General features: G+C 64.8%; 15 protein-coding genes. 7 read left to right on the forward strand and 8 right to left on the reverse strand.

What is annotated here, in order from left to right; translation table 11 throughout:
* Window positions 1-125 precede the first annotated feature (125 nt).
* Window positions 126-1,979: a potassium transporter Kup gene (locus ACE10W_RS20735; RefSeq protein ID WP_375762766.1), complete on the forward strand. Its 1,854-nt coding sequence runs from the start codon at window positions 126-128 to the stop codon at window positions 1,977-1,979.
* A gap of 123 nt (window positions 1,980-2,102) precedes the next feature.
* On the opposite strand, the gene gyrA is transcribed toward ACE10W_RS20735, so the two are convergent.
* The 3 genes from gyrA to ACE10W_RS20750 all read right to left on the reverse strand — a co-directional run bounded on the left by gyrA (window position 2,103) and on the right by ACE10W_RS20750 (window position 6,096).
* Entirely contained in the window at window positions 2,103-4,835 is a 2,733-nt protein-coding gene (gene gyrA, locus ACE10W_RS20740; protein ID WP_375761856.1) for a DNA gyrase subunit A, read from the reverse strand.
* A gap of 167 nt (window positions 4,836-5,002) precedes the next feature.
* Complete coding sequence (locus tag ACE10W_RS20745) at window positions 5,003-5,401, reverse strand: DUF2306 domain-containing protein (RefSeq protein ID WP_038967458.1); 399 nt, start codon at window positions 5,399-5,401, stop codon at window positions 5,003-5,005.
* Between the two features lie 200 nt (window positions 5,402-5,601).
* Complete coding sequence (locus ACE10W_RS20750; protein WP_011087466.1) at window positions 5,602-6,096, reverse strand: single-stranded DNA-binding protein; 495 nt, start codon at window positions 6,094-6,096, stop codon at window positions 5,602-5,604.
* A gap of 449 nt (window positions 6,097-6,545) precedes the next feature.
* Between ACE10W_RS20750 and ACE10W_RS20755 the strand changes: the two genes are divergently transcribed.
* The 4 genes from ACE10W_RS20755 (at window position 6,546) to uvrA (ending at window position 12,501) form a co-directional block, all read left to right on the forward strand.
* The gene (locus tag ACE10W_RS20755; RefSeq protein ID WP_028171880.1) at window positions 6,546-7,325 is read left to right on the forward strand and encodes an outer membrane protein; all 780 of its coding nucleotides are present in this window, start codon (window positions 6,546-6,548) and stop codon (window positions 7,323-7,325) included.
* Window positions 7,326-7,560: 235 nt separating this feature from the next.
* Window positions 7,561-8,250, forward strand: a complete 690-nt coding sequence (locus ACE10W_RS20760; protein WP_375761857.1) for an outer membrane protein — start codon at window positions 7,561-7,563, stop codon at window positions 8,248-8,250.
* Window positions 8,251-8,473: 223 nt separating this feature from the next.
* Window positions 8,474-9,226, forward strand: coding sequence for an outer membrane protein (locus ACE10W_RS20765; RefSeq protein WP_011087469.1), 753 nt, complete (start codon window positions 8,474-8,476; stop codon window positions 9,224-9,226).
* Between the two features lie 299 nt (window positions 9,227-9,525).
* The gene (gene uvrA / locus ACE10W_RS20770) at window positions 9,526-12,501 is read left to right on the forward strand and encodes an excinuclease ABC subunit UvrA (protein ID WP_011087470.1); all 2,976 of its coding nucleotides are present in this window, start codon (window positions 9,526-9,528) and stop codon (window positions 12,499-12,501) included.
* Between the two features lie 110 nt (window positions 12,502-12,611).
* Here uvrA and ACE10W_RS20775 read toward each other — a convergent pair whose 3' ends face one another.
* Together ACE10W_RS20775 and ACE10W_RS20780 are read right to left on the reverse strand one after the other, a co-directional pair.
* Window positions 12,612-12,749, reverse strand: a complete 138-nt coding sequence (locus ACE10W_RS20775) for a DUF5615 family PIN-like protein (protein ID WP_157839442.1) — start codon at window positions 12,747-12,749, stop codon at window positions 12,612-12,614.
* Between the two features lies 1 nt (window position 12,750).
* Window positions 12,751-12,978 (reverse strand): DUF433 domain-containing protein, encoded by a 228-nt coding sequence (locus ACE10W_RS20780; protein WP_375761858.1) that lies wholly within the window; start codon window positions 12,976-12,978, stop codon window positions 12,751-12,753.
* Window positions 12,979-13,077: 99 nt separating this feature from the next.
* On the opposite strand from ACE10W_RS20780, the gene ACE10W_RS20785 reads away from it, so the two are divergent.
* Complete coding sequence (locus ACE10W_RS20785) at window positions 13,078-13,719, forward strand: HAD-IA family hydrolase (protein ID WP_375761859.1); 642 nt, start codon at window positions 13,078-13,080, stop codon at window positions 13,717-13,719.
* Window positions 13,720-13,754: 35 nt separating this feature from the next.
* Complete coding sequence (locus ACE10W_RS20790) at window positions 13,755-14,681, forward strand: nucleoside hydrolase (RefSeq protein ID WP_375761860.1); 927 nt, start codon at window positions 13,755-13,757, stop codon at window positions 14,679-14,681.
* 39 nt (window positions 14,682-14,720) lie between these two features.
* Here the strand turns inward: ACE10W_RS20790 and ACE10W_RS20795 are convergent, their stop codons facing one another.
* From ACE10W_RS20795 to ACE10W_RS20805, 3 genes are all read right to left on the reverse strand, one after another.
* The gene (locus tag ACE10W_RS20795; RefSeq protein ID WP_375761861.1) at window positions 14,721-15,668 is read right to left on the reverse strand and encodes a cytochrome D1 domain-containing protein; all 948 of its coding nucleotides are present in this window, start codon (window positions 15,666-15,668) and stop codon (window positions 14,721-14,723) included.
* Between the two features lie 2 nt (window positions 15,669-15,670).
* Window positions 15,671-16,237, reverse strand: coding sequence for an SRPBCC family protein (locus ACE10W_RS20800; protein WP_375761862.1), 567 nt, complete (start codon window positions 16,235-16,237; stop codon window positions 15,671-15,673).
* A gap of 791 nt (window positions 16,238-17,028) precedes the next feature.
* On the reverse strand, window positions 17,029-17,796 hold the full coding sequence (locus ACE10W_RS20805; protein WP_375761863.1) for an AAA family ATPase: 768 nt from the start codon (window positions 17,794-17,796) through the stop codon (window positions 17,029-17,031).
* Window positions 17,797-18,061: the final 265 nt, after the last annotated feature.

Genomic DNA, 18,061 nt, shown 5'->3' on the forward strand with positions numbered 1-18,061 from the left:
CGCAGACTGCGTGATGCTCGCGCCCGTCGGAATGCCCCGCCGGGCGCGAACCCATCGAGGGGTCGCCATTGTCCAGTACGCCCGCAGTCGCTTCCGGCCATCATCCTGATCCACTGCCGCTTGCAATGACCATGGGCGCCCTCGGGGTGGTCTATGGCGATATCGGCACCAGCCCGCTCTACGCCTTGAAGGAAGCCGCCAAGGCGGCCGCCCACGGCGCGACAGTGAGCCCCGACGCTGTCCTGGGGGTTGCCTCGCTGATCCTCTGGGCGCTGCTGCTGATCATCTCGCTGAAATATGCGCTCTTGATCCTGCGCGCGGACAACCGCGGCGAAGGCGGCATCGTCGCCCTGTTGGCCCTGCTCCACGCCCGCAACGCCCAGCCCGGCACCTGGCGCTCGCATCTGCTGGTGGTCGGCCTCGTCGGCGCCGCCCTGCTCTACGGTGACGGCGCGATCACGCCGGCGATCTCCGTGCTGAGCGCCATCGAAGGCCTCAAGGTGGACGCGCCCTCGCTCGCGCCAGCCGTCGTGCCCGTCACCGTCGTCATCCTGGTCGGCCTGTTCATGATGCAGAAACAGGGCACCGGCTTCATCGGCCGCATCTTCGGACCGGTGATGCTGGCCTGGTTCGCCGTGCTCGCCGCGTTCGGCATCCACGGCATCGTCAAGGCGCCGGCCGTGCTGGCGGCGCTCAGCCCGCTCTACGCCGTCGAATTCCTGATCCACCAGGATTTTCACGTCTCCTTCGCGATCCTCGGCGCAGCCTTCCTCGCGGTCACCGGGGGCGAAGCCATGTATGCCGACATGGGCCATTTCGGCCGCCTGCCGATCCGGCTCGCCTGGTTCGCGATCTGCCTGCCCGCGCTGGTGCTGAACTATTTTGGCCAGGCCGCGCTGCTGATCACCGATCCCGCGATGATCGAGAACCCGTTCTTTCAGCTCTGCCCCGACGCCCTGCACTATCCGCTGGTCGCCTTCTCGGCGGTCGCGACCGTGATCGCCTCCCAGGCGATCATCTCCGGCGTGTTCTCGCTGACCCAGCAGTCGATCCAGCTCGGCTTCTTGCCGCGCATGCAGATCCGCCACACCACCAGCGACGCGATCGGCCAGATCTATGTGCCGCTGGTGAACTGGCTGCTCGCGGCCGCAACGCTCGGGGCGGTCCTGAGCTTCGGCAGCTCGGACGCGCTCGCAGGCGCCTATGGCATCGCAGTGTCGCTGCTGATGGCGATCACGACGCTGCTGGCTGCGCTGGTTGCGATCCAGTGGGGTTATTCGCCCTGGCTCGTGGTCGCCGTGAACGGCGCCTTCTTCGTCATCGACGTGATCTTCTTCTCGGCCAATTCGATCAAGCTGTTCGAGGGCGGCTGGTTTCCGCTGCTGCTCGCAGCCCTCGTCGCCTTCATGATGCTGACGTGGCGCAGCGGCGTGAAGCTGGTCGAGGCGGCGCGCGCGAAGCTGCGCCAGCCCGAGGAGGACCTGATCGAGACCGCCGTCAACAAGTGCAGCGCCAGACTGCCCGGGACCGCCGTGTTCCTGGCGTCCGCTCCGCGCGGCGTGCCGCTCGCGCTGACCCAGTTCGTCAAGCACAACCGCGTGCTGCACGAACGCGTGCTGCTGGTCACCGTGCTGATCGAGGAATCCCCGCACATTCCCGACGAGGAACGCGCGGAGGTGATCGAGATCATTCCCGGCATCACCCGCGTGATCCTGCATTACGGCTTCATGCAGAACCCGACGATCTATGACGGGCTGACGCTGACCTGCCGGCAGGGCAAGCTGCCTGGCATCGACCTCTCCGACATCACCTATTACGTCGGCCGCGAGACCATCATCCCGCGCGAGGACGTCCCGGGCATGTGGGTCTGGCGCGAAGGCCTGTTCGCCTTCCTCCAGCGCAACGCCGAACGCTCCGCCGCATTCTTCGGCGTGCCGACCAAGCAGGTCGTGGAGTTCGGCACGGAGCTGGAGATCTAGGGAAGTTCGTAGCCCGGATGGAGCGCAAGCGTAATCCGGGATTCTTGCCAGGCGCACAGAGGTCCCGGATTGCGCCGTCGGTCGGCGCTTCGCACCGACCTCCTGCGCCATCCGGACTACGCGTCACTCCCCGTTCGCGCCATTCCCGCTCTCGGCCTCTTCCGTGATGTGCTCGACCGAGACGACGTGCTCGTCCTCGGCGGTGTCGAACACGATCACGCCCTGGGTCGAGCGGCCGGCGATGCGGATGCCTTCGACCGGACAGCGGATCAGCTGGCCCTTGTCGGTGACCAGCATGATTTGATCCGCGTCTTCCACCGGGAAGGACGCAACCAGATTGCCGTTGCGGTTGTTGACGCTCATGGCGACGATGCCTTTGCCGCCGCGGCCGGTGGTGCGGTACTCGTAGGACGAGGTCCGCTTGCCATAGCCGTTGACGGAGACGGTGAGCACGACCTGCTCGGCCGCCGACATCTCGACATAGCGTTCCTGGGCGAGCTGGAAGCTGCCGGAAGTCTCCTCGGCTTCGGCGTCCGCTGCCGGCTCCTCGGTCGTGGCTTCGCCGGCCACCGCGCGGCGCATCTTCAAATAGGCCGAGCGTTCGTCGGACGTGGTCTCGACGTGGCGCAGGATCGCGAGCGAGATCACCTTGTCGCCCTCACCAAGCGCAATGCCGCGCACGCCCATCGAAGTACGCCCGGTGAACACGCGCACATCGGTGACGGGGAAGCGGATGCACTGGCCGCCGGCGCCGGTGAGCAGCACGTCATCGCGCTCGGTGCAGATCTGCACGTCGACGATCGCTTCATTCTCGTCGAGCTTCATGGCGATGATGCCGGAGCGGCGGACATCGACGAAGTCGGACAGCTTGTTGCGCCGGACGTTGCCGCCGGTGGTCGCGAACATCACGTCGAGGTTGCCCCAGGTCGATTCATCCTCGGGCAGCGGCATGATGGTGGTGATGCGCTCGCCCTGCTCCAGCGGCAGGATGTTGATCAGCGCCTTGCCGCGCGCGTTCGGCGCGGCCATGGGCAGGCGCCAGACCTTCTCCTTGTAGACCTGGCCGCGTGACGAGAAGAACAGCACCGGCGTGTGCGTGGAGGCGACGAACAGGCGCGAGACAAAATCCTCGTCGCGGGTCTGCATGCCGGCGCGGCCCTTGCCGCCGCGGCGCTGCGCCCGGTAGGCCGACAGCGGCACCCGCTTGACATAGCCGGCGTGCGAGACGGTGACGACCATGTCCTCGCGCTGAATCAGGTCCTCGTCCTCGACCTCGCCCTCCTGCTCCATGATCACGGTGCGGCGCGGGGTGGCGAACTCGGCCTTCACCTCGGCGAGCTCGGTCTTGATGATGCCCAGCACGCGCTCGCGCGAGCGCAGGATGTCGAGATAATCGGCAATCTCGCCGGCGAGCTTGTCGAGCTCGTCGCGGATTTCGTCGCGGCCGAGCGCGGTGAGGCGTTGCAGGCGCAGGTCGAGAATCGCCCTCGCCTGTTCCATCGACAGCCGGATCGTGCCGTCCGGGCTGATGCGGTGACGCGGATCGTCGATCAGCGTCAGCATGTCCTCGACGTCCCGGGCCGGCCAGTCGCGCGACATCAGGGTGTCGCGGGCGGTGGTCGGGTCGGGCGAGGTCCGGATGACGCGGATCATCTCGTCGATGTTGGCGACCGCGATCGCGAGACCAACCAGGATATGCGCGCGATCACGCGCCTTGGCGAGCAGGAACTTGGTGCGCCGCGTGACGACCCGCTCACGGAAGTCGACGAAGATGGCCAGCAGGTCCTTCAGATGCATGATCCGCGGACGGCCGCTGTCGAGCGCCACCATGTTGACGCCGAAGCTCGTCTGCAGCGGCGTGAATCTGTAGAGCTGATTCAGCACCACGTCCGCCACGGCGTCGCGCTTCAATTCGATGACGACGCGGTAGCCGTCGCGGTCGGATTCATCGCGCAGGTCGCCGATGCCCTCGATCTTCTTTTCCTTGACCAGCTCGGCGATGCGCTCGACCATCGTCGCCTTGTTCACCTGGTAGGGGATCTCGGTGATGATGAGCGCCTCGCGCTCCTTGCGGATGGTCTCGATCGCGACCTTGCCGCGCATGACGATCGAGCCGCGGCCGAGATGATAGGCGGCGCGGATGCCCGCGCGTCCGAGAATGACGCCGCCGGTCGGGAAATCAGGTCCCGGCACGATGTTGATGAGCTCGTCGATGGTGAGCGCAGGGTTGTCGATCAGCGCGACGCAAGCGTCGATGACCTCGCCGAGATTGTGCGGCGGGATGTTGGTCGCCATGCCGACCGCGATGCCGCCGGCGCCGTTGACGAGAAGGTTCGGGAACTTGGCCGGCAGGACCGACGGCTCGGTCTCGTTGTTGTCGTAGTTCGGCTGGAAGTCGACGGTATCCTTGTCGATGTCGGCCAGCAGAGCCAGCGCCGCCTTCGTCAGGCGCGCTTCGGTGTAGCGATAGGCGGCCGGGGGATCGCCGTCGACCGAGCCGAAATTGCCCTGGCCGTCGATCAGCGGCACGCGCATCGAGAAGTCCTGCGCCATGCGGACCATGGCGTCGTAGATCGACTGGTCGCCGTGCGGATGATACTTACCGATGACGTCACCGACCACGCGGGCGGACTTGACGTATTTCTTGTCGGGTGTGTGCCCCTGCTCGTTCATCGAGTACAGGATGCGGCGATGCACCGGCTTCAGACCGTCGCGCGCATCGGGCAGCGCCCGCGCCACGATCACGCTCATGGCGTAGTCGAGATAGGACTTCTTCATCTCCTCGAAGATGGAGACGGGGCGAATATCCGAGGGTTGCGCCGGCTGGTCGCCGGGCTTGTCGTCGTCGTCAGCCAAGGGGAAATCCGGTGAGGTTTATCTGGGAATCATATAGCGCATCGAGCCCCTGATAACCACCCTTGCCGGGGTAAAGGAAGCGCTTTTTCCGACTGTTTTTCCAGAGACTTACGCCCTCCCCGGCACCGCCCTGGGCGGGGCCCGGACGAGCCGCCCGAAACCGCCCCTTAGGCCCCGAAAACCACGCGGTGCATGATGCGCCCGGGCAGCAGTGTAAACAGGCCCGCCACCACCAGCGCGCCGGCGAAGATGAAGATCATCATCAGCCGGTGATCGGCGACGCGATGGGCGTGCGCCCGCCATACCGCGAGCGGCAGCACCACCAGCGTGAAGATCGACAGGACATGGATCGGGCTGAACGGCCCGATCAGGCGGCTCTGGTGGATCCAGAACGAGGAGGCGGCCACGACCACCATCAGCACCACCCAGATCCAGCCGATCGTCCGGTGTGGCAGCGTGCCTTTGGGAGCGGCAAACTGGACCAGGCCGAGCACGAAGGCGGCCATGGCGGCAAAGGCATGCAGCGGGATCGCCGGAGCAGCCGTAAGCAGCGGCGCGAGGCTCATGCGGGGCTTCCTCCGATCGGCGGGTGACCCATGTGAATAGGATTAACATCAAGTTAATACCATTCACATGATGCTCCGTCAAAGGCTTGAAGCAGCACATGAGGCAAGCTCGGAAAAACCGAGCCCTGCCCGCCAATTGGTAAGAATTCCTGCGGCTCTACGCGAGCACGACAACATTCGGGGCGAAGCGCCCGCCCGCCTCAGAACGGGATGTCGTCGTCCATGTCGCTGTTGCGGCCACCGCCACCGGCGGCGACGGCGCGGCGCGGCGCGCTGCTGACGGGACCGGAGGAGCCGAAATCGCCGCCCGGCTCCTCGCCGAAGCTGCCGCCTCCCCCGCCGCCGCGGCCGTCGAGCATCGTCAGCGTCGAGTTGAACCCCTGGAGCACGACTTCGGTGGAGTACTTCTCAACGCCGCTCTGGTCGGTCCATTTGCGGGTCTGGAGCGCGCCCTCGATATAAACCTTGGCGCCCTTCTTCAGGTACTGCTCGGCGACCTTGCAGAGGCCTTCATTGAAGATCACCACGCGATGCCACTCGGTCTTTTCCTTGCGCTCGCCGCTGTTCTTGTCGCGCCAGGTCTCCGAGGTCGCGATGCTCAAATTCGCGATCGGCCGCCCGTCCTGGGTACGGCGGATTTCAGGATCCTTGCCGAGATTTCCAACCAGAATGACCTTGTTGACGCTTCCCGCCATCGCCGCTCTCCACTCCGAATGCCACTGAATTGATAAGGCCCGACCGCGCCCCGCGGTCCTCTGCAACCTATTGAGGCGACCCTATACGCTTGCGCGGACCGATCAGCCCACCAGCCCTCAGGTTATCCCCACATATAGCATCGGCCGTCGGCTCGTTCCAGATTTGTTCCTGTTCGAGCGAGTGCGAAATGTATGGCCCGGGCGGTGCCCGCGTACTGCTCAAATGGCCGGCGCCGGATGGAACCTTTTCAGGTTCCCGTGAACGACGAAAAGCACTTAACATTCATTAAGTTACATACGCCGCACTTATCGCGCGACTGTTGTATTTCGGCGACGGACTCTGCCCACCCGTTAGGCTACGTTTGCCTCGGAATTGATTTCATATGGGCGTCGCGCCTGCTTGGCCGCTTCGGGGATTTCAAGAAGCGGCGGAAATTGGGGAGACTGCAATGAATAAGATTTTGATTGGTGCAATCGGTGCAGTGGCGTTGAGCCTGTCGGCTCCTGCAAGCGCGGCGGATCTGGCGGCGCGTCCCTACACGAAGGCTCCGCCGCCAATGGTCGCGGCCATCTACGACTGGAGCGGCTTCTACATCGGCATCAACGGCGGCGGCGGCTCGGCCCACAAATGCTGGGATTTTGTAACTCCCGTCACCGGCGTTCTGATTGGCGAAGGTTGTCACAACGCGACCGGAGGCACGGTCGGCGGCCAGGTCGGCTATCGCTGGCAGTCGGCCAACTGGGTGTTCGGGCTCGAAGGCCAGGGCAACTGGGCCGACTTCTCCGGAGACAACGTCAGCACGACGTTCATCGGCACGGGTCTTCGCGACCGCTCCAAGATCAACGCGTTCGGTTTGTTCACAGGCCAAGTCGGCTATGCCTGGAATAACGTGCTGTTCTACGTGAAGGGCGGCGGCGCCGTCGTCAGCGATCGCTACCGCGGCTACGATGTCATCACCGGCCTCGAATTCGATCGGGCCAACGAGACCCGCTGGGGCGGCACCGTGGGTGCCGGCCTCGAGTTCGGATTCGCGCCAAACTGGACGGTCGGCGTCGAGTACGATCACATCTTCATGGGCAATCGCACCATCGGCTTCGCCGGCTCCGGCAACTTCATTGTGGCTCCGGCCGGCGCTTTCACACGCTCGGAACGCATCGGTCAGGACGTCGATATCGGCCTGGTCCGCGTGAACTATCGCTGGGGTGGCCCGGTCATCGCGAAGTACTGATATCTCTTTGATATCACTTGAAGATTGAAGGCCGGCCCCGTGCCGGCCTTTTTTTGTGCGACATGCCGGCGGCTATAAGTCAGCAACCATTACGTTTTGTGACTGTTGTGGCTTTTGAGAGACACAACTTGCGGCTTTGCTGGTGTAAGCACGACGTCAGTTGGACCACAGCGTCCGATGCCCTTCCCGATCGTGGAAGGCACAACAGAAACTGGGACTGGGATTTAGGTTGAAAATGAAGAAGGTTTTGTTGGCTTCGGCCTGTTTGTTCGCTTTTGCGGCCCCCGCGTCGGCTGCTGATCTCGCGGCTCGCCCGTACACGAAGGCTCCGGTGGCCGTGGCCTCGGTCTACAACTGGACCGGCTTCTACCTCGGTATCGTCGGTGGCGGCGCCTGGGAAAACGGCTCGGGCGACCCGAAGATGAAGGGTGGCTTCGTCGGCGGCACCGCCGGCTACAACTGGCAGACCGGCAACGTCGTGTTCGGTGTCGAAGCCGATGGCACCTGGGCTGACGTCAGCGCCTCGGCGACCGGCGCGACCGTTGTCCCCGGCTTCGGCGTTGCGACCGCGACCGTGAGCTCGAAGACCGACGCGATGGGCACCGTGCGCGGCCGCATCGGCTACGCCGTCAACAACGTCCTGTTCTACGGCACGGGCGGCTACGCCTGGATCGACAACAAGATCACCCTCTCCGCACTCGGCGTGTCCGTCTCGGACAGCAAGTTCCACTCCGGCTGGACCGTCGGCGCGGGCGTCGAAGCGTTCTTCGCGCCGCAGTGGTCGGTCAAGGGCGAGTACCTCTATCGCAGCCTCGGCGACGAGACCTACTTCTCGGGCGCCCTGCCCACCGGCACGCTCAACTTCCACACCGTGCAGGTCGGCGTGAACTATCACTTTGGCGGCCCGATCGTCGCGAAGTACTGATCTTCGCCACCGACGCACATCGTCACGAAAGGCCGGCCTCGCGCCGGCCTTTTTGTTGTTCGCGCCCAAGTATCCAATCCAGCCGCTCGCTAGCGTTTTCGGAGAGGTGTGGCACCTCGGTGACACAACCTTTGGCTTTAATAATGTATAGCAATGACATCAGTCGGGTCGTTGGGTCCGCTGCTTTTCGCCGACGAAGAGAAACGAAACTGGGGAATTTGAAATGAAGAGAATTGTGCTGGCTTCGGCCAGTCTGCTCGTGCTCAGCGCGTTGGCTCCTGCCTCGGCGGCTGACCTGGCGGCCCGCCCTTACACCAAGGCGCCCGTGGCCGTGGCCTCGATCTACAACTGGAGCGGGTTCTACATCGGCGGCAACGCCGGTGGCGGCTCGAGCCATAATTGCTGGGATCTCACCGCCGTCGGAGTCGCCGCAATTCCGGTCACGGCTGAAGGCTGTCACAATGCGACCGGCGCTCTCGTCGGCGGCCAAATCGGCTATCGCTGGCAGTCCAGCAGCTGGGTGTTCGGCCTTGAAGCCCAGGGCGATTGGGCTGACCTGAAGGGCTCGAACGTCAGCGCTCCCGCCGCTCTCTTCCCGCTGGTGAACAATACCAAGATCGACGCCATCGGCCTCTTCACCGGCCAAGTCGGCTATGCCTGGAACAACGTGCTCTGGTACGTGAAGGGCGGCGCGGCCGTCACCCACAACAAGTTCAGCGGCACTCTGGCTGGCATTACGCTCGACACCGCGAACGAAACGCGCTGGGGCGGGACCGTCGGCACCGGCATCGAATTCGGCTTCGCTCCGAACTGGTCGGTCGCGGTCGAATACAACCACTTGTTCATGGGCAAGCACACCGACACTTTCACCTTCCTCGGCGTGGCCACCCGCAGCGACAGCATCAAGCAGGACGTCGACATGGGCACCGTCCGCCTCAACTACACCTTCGGCGGCCCCGTCGTCGCGAAGTACTGAGCTTCGCCTCCAACGGGATCGCGTTACGAAAGGCCGGCCTTGTGCCGGCCTTTTTGTTTTCGCGGACAGCCGAGCCGTCAGGGAATCGTGGGGCGAGAGGCCGTTCCGGTGCTCCGCTGCTGCCAGATGCCGCCAGCACGCCAACAATCCGTTGACGATTCGCAAGTCCCACTGGAAATCCGCCGCTGTTCTTCCTACGTTCGCTGACAACCCCATCGGCGCCGATCCCGGTTCCGGGCAAAGCGCGCCTTCACCATTGGCGCGGCCGCGCGTCTTTGGGATTCCCTGAGGACACCGGGATGGATGAAGTGATCAAGGCGAAGCGCCAACAACAGAACGCGGGCTCGAGCCTGCGCGCAATTACGATCCGTGGCGCGCGCGAGCATAACCTCAAGAACATCGACGTCGAGATTCCCCGCGACAAGCTCGTGGTGTTCACCGGCCTCTCCGGCTCCGGCAAATCCTCGCTCGCCTTCGACACCATCTATGCCGAGGGCCAGCGCCGCTACGTCGAATCGCTGTCGGCCTATGCGCGCCAGTTCCTGGAGATGATGCAGAAGCCTGACGTGGACCAGATCGACGGCCTGTCGCCGGCGATCTCGATCGAGCAGAAGACGACCTCGAAGAACCCGCGCTCCACCGTCGGCACCGTCACCGAAATCTACGACTATATGCGCCTGTTGTGGGCGCGCGTCGGCGTGCCCTATTCGCCGGCCACCGGCCTGCCGATCGAGAGCCAGACCGTCTCGCAGATGGTGGACCGCGTGCTGGCGCTGCCCGAGGGCACCCGCCTCTATCTGCTCGCGCCGGTCGTGCGCGGCCGCAAGGGCGAGTACCGCAAGGAGCTCGCCGAATGGCTCAAGAAGGGCTTTCAGCGCGTCAAGATCGACGGCACCTTCCATGAGCTCGCGGAAGCGCCGACGCTCGACAAGAAGTTTCCGCACGACATCGACGTCGTCGTCGACCGCATCGTGGTGCGCGCCGACATCGGCCAGCGTCTCGCCGAAAGCTTCGAGACCGCGCTGAAGCTCGCCGAGGGCCTTGCCGTCGTCGAGTTCGCCGATGCGCCCGCAGCCGCGCCGGCCGAGGAAAAGAAGAAGACCGCGAAGATCCACGACAAGAGCGGACCCGAGCGCATCCTGTTCTCGGAAAAGTTCGCCTGCCCCGTCTCCGGCTTCACGATTCCCGAGATCGAGCCCCGCCTGTTCTCGTTCAACAATCCCTATGGCGCCTGCCCCGCTTGCGGCGGCCTCGGCGTCGAGCAGCATGTCGACGAGGACCTCGTCATCCCCGACAAGGAGCTCGCCATCGGCAAGGGCGCGATCGCGCCCTGGGCGAAATCGTCATCACCCTATTACGTGCAGACGCTGACGGCGCTCGGCAAGCACTACAAGTTCACGCTGACCACCAAGTGGAAGGATCTGCCCAAGAAGACGAGAGACGCGATCCTCCATGGCTCCGGCGAGGACGAGATCAAGTTCTCCTATGAGGACGGGGTGCGCTCCTACGACACCAAGAAACCGTTCGAGGGCGTCATCACCAACATCAACCGCCGCTATCGCGAGACCGAGAGCGAGTGGGCGCGCGAGGAGCTGGCGAAGTATTTCCACGACGTGCCCTGCGGCGCCTGCAACGGTTTTCGGCTCAAGCCCGAGGCGCTCTGCGTCAAGGTCGGCACCAAGCACATCGGCGAGATCTCGGAGCTGTCGGTCAAGAAGGCCGGCGAGTGGTTCGAGACCGTGCCGGAGGCGCTGAACAAGCAGCAGAACGAGATCGCCGGCCGCATCCTCAAGGAGATCCGCGAGCGCCTCACCTTCCTGCTCGACGTCGGCCTCAACTACCTCACCCTCTCGCGCTCCTCCGGCACGCTGTCGGGCGGCGAGAGCCAGCGCATCCGCCTGGCCTCGCAGATTGGCTCGGGACTGACCGGCGTGCTCTACGTGCTGGACGAGCCCTCGATCGGCCTGCACCAGCGCGACAACGCCCGCCTGCTCGACACGCTCAAGCGCCTGCGCGACCTCGGCAACACCGTGGTCGTGGTCGAGCATGACGAGGACGCCATTCGTCTCGCCGACTACGTGCTCGACATCGGCCCAGGCGCCGGCATGCATGGCGGCCACATCGTCGCCGAAGGCACGCCCGCCGAGATCATGCGCAACCCGAAATCGCTCACCGGAAAATACCTGACCGGCGAACTCGAGGTCGAGGTGCCGGAGCGGCGCCCGCCGAACCATCGCCGCACCATCAAGGTGGTCAACGCGCGCGGCAATAACCTCAAGAACGTCACCGCCGAGATTCCGCTCGGCCTGTTCACCTGCGTCACCGGTGTTTCCGGCGGCGGCAAGTCGACGCTGCTGATCGACACGCTCTACCGCGCCATCGCCCGCAAGCTGAACAATGCCAGCGAAGGCGCCGCCCCGCACGACCGCATCGAGGGCCTGGAGCATATCGACAAGATCATCGACATCGACCAGTCGCCGATCGGCCGTACCCCGCGCTCGAATCCCGCGACCTATACCGGCGCCTTCACGCCGATCCGCGAATGGTTCGCCGGCCTGCCCGAAGCGAAGGCGCGCGGCTACGAGCCCGGCCGCTTCTCATTCAACGTCAAGGGCGGCCGCTGCGAGGCCTGCCAGGGCGATGGCGTCATCAAGATCGAGATGCACTTCCTGCCCGACGTCTACGTCACCTGCGACGTCTGCAAGGGCAAGCGCTACAACCGCGAGACGCTCGAAGTCCTGTTCAAGGGCAAGAGCATCGCCGACGTGCTCGACATGACCGTCGAGGAAGCCGCCGACTTCTTCAAGGCGGTCCCGCGCGTGCGCGAGACGTTCCAGACCCTGCACCGCGTCGGCCTCGACTACATCCATGTCGGCCAGCAGGCCACCACGCTCTCGGGCGGCGAAGCCCAGCGCGTCAAGCTGGCCAAGGAGCTGTCTAAGCGCGCCACCGGCCGCACGCTCTACATCCTGGACGAGCCCACCACCGGCCTGCACTTCCACGACGTCAAGAAGCTCCTGGAAGTGCTGCACGAGCTGGTCGCGCAGGGCAACACGGTCGTCGTCATCGAGCACAATCTCGAAGTCATCAAGACCGCCGACTGGGTCATCGACCTCGGCCCCGAAGGCGGCGACGGCGGCGGCGAGATCGTCGCCTGGGGCCCGCCGGAAGACATCGCGAAGGCGCCGCGGAGCTACACCGGCAAGTTCCTGGAGCCGGTGCTGAAGAAGGCAAGGAAGCCGAAGCGGCGGAGCACGAGCGAGGCGGCGGAGTAGCGCAGCCTCGCCGCTACTGTGGTTCGGTCCCGCTTGCCATGACTAACCACCGACGAACTCGATGACGGCCTCGCCCCGCGCGACGGCTTCGACAATTTGCGGCATGGCGCTCAGAAACTGTCGCACCAGCGCGCGATTGTCGATGTTGCCGCCATTCCGAACTCGACCACATGAGCCGCATCGTATCCAGCACGACGTAAGGCTTCCGCGAGTGCAGGGGGAAGCTGAGCGTCGATCAGGTAAAGCAAGCTATTTGGCCGCTATGATCGGGTGGTCAACCTGACGCGCGGCATAGGTGAGCACTGCGTCGATATCCGCCTCTTCCAGATACGGATAGTCCTCGAGAATGCTGTCGCGCGACTGTCCGGCGGATAGCAGTCCCAAGACGTCGGCGACCGTGATGCGCAGATCGCGAATACATGGGCGTCCATGCATAGGCTGCGGATCGACCGCAATCCTTGCCAGTAGGTCCGACATCTGTCACCTCTGAAGCCTAATCTAGCATCTCCGATGGCATCTGTCAGCGCGTCGCCAGCGGACCGGATGCGCAGGTCCGCCCGACACTTCCACTCCCCCATGCCCTACTCCCTCGCCATCTTCGACCTCGACGGCACCCTGGCCGACAGCTTCCCCTGGTTCCTGCGCACCATCAACGACGTCGCCGACCGCTTCGGCTTTCGGCGTGTCGCCGATGAGGACATCGAAGGGCTGCGGCATGCCTCGAGCCGTGAGATCCTCAGCCGGCTCGAGGTGCCGCTGTGGAAGCTGCCGGCGATCGCGCGGCATGCGCGGCGGCTGAAGGCCGAGGCAGCTAGCGAGATTTCACTGTTTGCCGGCGTCGAGACGATGCTGCGGACGCTGACCGAGAACGGCGTGCAGCTCGCGCTGGTGACTTCCGACAGCGAAGCCAATGCCCGCGAGAAGCTCGGCGAGGCCGCGGCGCTGTTTGCGCATTTCGATTGCTCTGCGTCGATATTCGGCAAGCCCGCGAAATTCCGCCGCGTCATCCGGCGCGCCAGCGTGGAGCTCGACCGTGTCATCGCGATCGGCGACGAGGTGCGCGACATCGAGGCGGCGCGCGCGGTCGGCATCGCCTGCGGCGCGGTCAGCTGGGGCTATGCGGCCCCAGCGGCGTTGCGGGCGCTTGCGCCGGATCACATGTTCGCGCAGATGGAGGACATTGCCGAAGTGGTCTGCCGGATTCCGCAGAGAGCCTGATCCGCAATCGCCACGCACGGCCCAGGGAGACGGCAATGACACTCACGGACGCAGTGCGCCTCAAGCTCCTGGAACCGCCGGTCGGCCGGTTGCGTGTCGTGCTCGACACCGACACCTATAACGAGATCGATGACCAGTTCGCGCTCGTGCAGATGCTGCTGTCACCGGAGCGCTTCGAGGTCGAGGCGATCTACGCCGCACCGTTCTTCAATGCGCGCGCGGACAGTCCCGGCCACGGCATGGAGCTGAGCTACCAGGAAATCCTCCGCCTGCTGGAGCGTCTGAGCGTCGCGTCGGAAGGCCTGGTTCATCGCGGCGTCACCGACTATGTCGGCCCAGGCAAGACGGCGCGGACGGCACCCGCCGTGGACGACCTCATCGCCCGGGCACGCGCGGGCACGCAGGAAAATCCGCTCTACGTCATCGCCATCGGCGCTATCAGCAACGTCGCCTCCGCCCTTCTGAAGGCACCCGACATCATCGACCGTATCGTCGTGGTCTGGCTCGGCGGCCATGCGCTGGAATGGCCCGACACCATCGAATTCAACCTCAAGCAGGATGTCGGCGGTGCGCAGGTGCTGCTCGACAGCGGCGTGCCGCTCGTGCTGGTGCCGTGCAAGGGCGTCACCTCGCGCCTCCACAGCACGGTGCCGGAGATCGAGCGCTACGTCGAACCGCATGGCAGCATCGGCGCATTCCTCGCGATGCGGTTCAAGGAGTATTCGTCCGACCACATGGGCTGGGCCAAGGAGATCTGGGACATGGCGCCGGTCGGCTGGCTGCTGAACCCCATGTGGGCGCCGAGCGTGATCATCCCCGCTCCGGTCCTCACGGACCAGATGACGTGGAGCATCGACCGCAGGCGGCATCCGATCCGCTACGTGACCTACGTGGATCGCAACCCGATCCTGAAGGACTTCTTCCTGAAGCTGCGGGATTTCACCGCGTCGAAAGTGCCGTAGGGTGGGCAAAGCGACTTGTCCGCCGCGCCTCTGCCCGCCCTACTCCGTCCTCCGCAGGAACGCCCCGAACGCGCGCGGGCCGTCGCCGGTCTTGACCTCGCCGATCACCTTCAGTTCGGTGGTGTCGATGATATCGAGCGTGTTGCTCTCCCAGCAGGCCACGATGATACGCTTGCCGTCGGCCGTTGCATTGATGCCTTCGGGGTAGTCGCCGACATTGATGCGCTTCACCGGCTTCAGCGTCGCCAGATCGAACACGCTGACGGTGCCGCCATACTGGTCCGTGACGAAGCCGCGCCCCTGCGCCAGCGCCACCGCATAGGGCCGCATCCCGACCGGCACGCGGCCGATCTCGGCCCCGGTGGCGATGTCGATCACGGAGACGTCGTTGGAGCCGACATTGGCGGTGTAGGCGCGTTTTCCATCGGTATCGATGGTGACGCCGAACGGGCGCGTGCCGACCTTGATGACCGCCTTGCGCGCGCGCTTCGCCGTGTCCACCACCGAGACGCTGTCGTCGTCGCGGTCCGCCGAGAGCAGCAGCTTGCCGTCAGGCGTTACCGCAAGGCCCGACGGCGAGGCGCCGACCGCGATGCTGGCAGTGACGCTGCGGCTCGCCGCGTCGATCACCCGCACCGCCGCGGCGTACCAGTCGGCGACATAGACGGTGCGGCCGTCGGGCGCCAGGGTAATGCCGAGCGGGCCGCCGCCGACCTCGATCCGCCCCGTCACCTGCCGCGTTGCCGCGTCCACCACCGTCACCGCCTTGGCATCCGGGCTGGTGACATAGGCAAAGCGGCCGTCGCCGCTAACGGCGACGCCCGCCGGCTTGCCGCCGATCGGGATGGTTGCCACCGCACGTGCGGTGGCAAGGTCCACGACCATCAGATCGTCGCTGAGCTGGTTGGTGACGAAGGCCTCCTCGGCGGACGCGCTGCCGAGGCAGGCAAGGCTGGCGGCGAGCGCCGCCAGGACCAGCACGCGCACGGTCAGCTTCCGCTCTCGATCTTCTTCTTCAGTGCCTCGAGGCCGGCCTTGTAGAGCCCGCTCACCGCAGTCTTGGCGGCCTCGTCGCTCAGCTCCGGCGGCGGATCGTTGTTGGGAAAGCCGCGGTAGAACGCGCCGGCCCACTCCAGCGTCGCGCCCTTGCCGTCGGCGCTCGGCGTCACCGTCAGCGTCGAGGAATAGTTGGTAAGCGGAAGCACCTTCACGTCCACGGCGGTGATCCGGTAGGAATAGGTCATGGCGGCCGCGTCGAACTTGTAGAGCTCCTCGTCCACGGTCGCCCCGCCGGTCAGGGTCAGCCGCCGCGTCGCGCCGATCTCGTTGCCCTTCTCGCCCTCGGTCTTGGTGACGGGCGGGAGCCAGCTCATGTCCTGGAAATTGCCGATCACCGCCCACACCTTGGCCGGGGCTGCGTTGATCTCGATGGATTCGCGCACCTTCTGCCGGGTCGGCCCGTGTGCCCAAACCGGCTCAAATGCGGCCGTCAGAGCCATCCCCGCCACCGCCAGCGCCGCCACCCCGGCGACCGCCGTTCCGCTTCTCATCCTCATACCGTTTCCTCACTCCTGGATCTGCGCGACTTGAGGCGCGCTGCGATCATCGTAGCGCATTTTCGGGCCGTGGGGAGACCGGTTCGTGGCACGGCTGTGGCGGGGATCGCTCCCGCATCCACGCCATCCCTTGCGTTGCCCGACGGGCAAAACACACAAGGCCGGGGTCAATCCGTTCCGATCAAAACAATTCGCTTTACGCGAATTCGGAAATGTCGCATGTTTCGGCCATCCTAGCCCGGTCCGAGGGGCGTATCGCGATCGTCACGACACGCGGGAGGGGACGTGGTGGACGCAGGCGGCGTCGGCGCGAAGGTGGTTTGCAGGGCGGCTCGCGCCGTGAGCAACGACCCGCGCGCACACGACCGGTGCAGCCTGCGTACGGCAAAATCGTGTGGTCCTGGCATCCGGGGTCTGTGTGCCAAGTCTTGCGGTGACACGTGCTGCCCGACCGGGCGGGCGCGTCAGCCATCCGCAAGGCGACGGGGGCAATAGTGCATCGCTCCCTGGGGAGATCACGACATAAGCCGTAAAACCACTGCGCAGGGAAGGCCGGATGTTCGGCTTCACCTGTATGCCGCTGTGCATCTGCTTCCAGCGCATTTCGCGCACAGCGGACCGCGGGTGCCAGCCGGCACCCGGCCTTCCCTGCGCCCTCGGCACTTTCGAGGGCGGTGACGACAGCAAGGCTCGGGCAGTTCATGCCGCGGGGCCGCGAAGGTGTGTTCGCGATTCAGATGCGAGTGGAAAAACAATGCGCGTGCCTCATTGAAGCGGCAGACGTCCCCCAATCATTCCGCCAGCGTCGCCTCCACGAAGCCCCGCGGGTCGTCACAAAACTCCCGCATCAGCCGGTAATGGTCGGTCTCCTCCACCGTCACCGGCTCCAGCCCGCATTTCCCGAGCCGCAGCAGCTTCGCATTGGGATAGGCCATCAGCATCGGCGAATGGGTCGCCATGATGACCTGGCAGATGCGGGAGTCGTCCATGCGTCGCAAGAGCTTCAGGAATTCGATCTGACGCGCCGGCGACAGCGCCGATTCCGGCTCGTCGAAGATGAAGATGCCCTGGCGCTGGCAGCGCTCTTCGAAGAAGCGCAGAAAACCTTCGCCATGGGAATGCGACAGAAAATCGGGTCCGACCTGGCCGGCATCACGTGCGGCCTTGTCGAGATATCGCGCCACCGAGAAAAAACTCTCGGCGCGGAAAAACCAGCCGTTGGTGATCTTCGGCAGCCAGCTTGCGCGCAACGCCTTGGAAAGCTGGCCACCCATCTTCTCCCGCGCGTCGGAATGATCGACCGGCATGTAGCCCTTGCCGCCACCGGCATCGTCGTAGCCGGCAAGCGCCGCGATACCCTCGAGGATCGTCGACTTCCCGGTGCCATTCTCTCCGACGATGATCGTGATGGCGGCGTCGAAGCTGAGCTCGAAATCATCCGGGAAGATGGGCAGGCAAAACGGATAAGCCTCGCGATCGTGAACCTGCGACGGATCGAGCCAGATCCGCTTCAGATACGGCGCCGGCAGGTTGATCGTGCGATTGCTTCTTCGGCTCATGCCCGGCTTCCAACCCGCTCCGGTCGATATTTCGGCCGGAACATATCAGGAACACAATCTTCGCGAAAGCTGCATCTGAGAAACATACAGCAACAAAACTCGGCACGCGTCACTTGGACGCAAACTAAAACTTAAGATTGTACTCTAGAATCGCCTTAAGAAGACGTTGCTGTGAGACAATCTGTTGGCATGAGGCCAGCCCCCACCTCGCGACCCGGCAATGATTGACGGACGTCCAGGACCGTAAGAAGCCGCGAGGAATGCG

It is taken from the genome of Bradyrhizobium sp. B025 (assembly GCF_042257955.1).
Classification (GTDB): domain Bacteria; phylum Pseudomonadota; class Alphaproteobacteria; order Rhizobiales; family Xanthobacteraceae; genus Bradyrhizobium; species Bradyrhizobium diazoefficiens.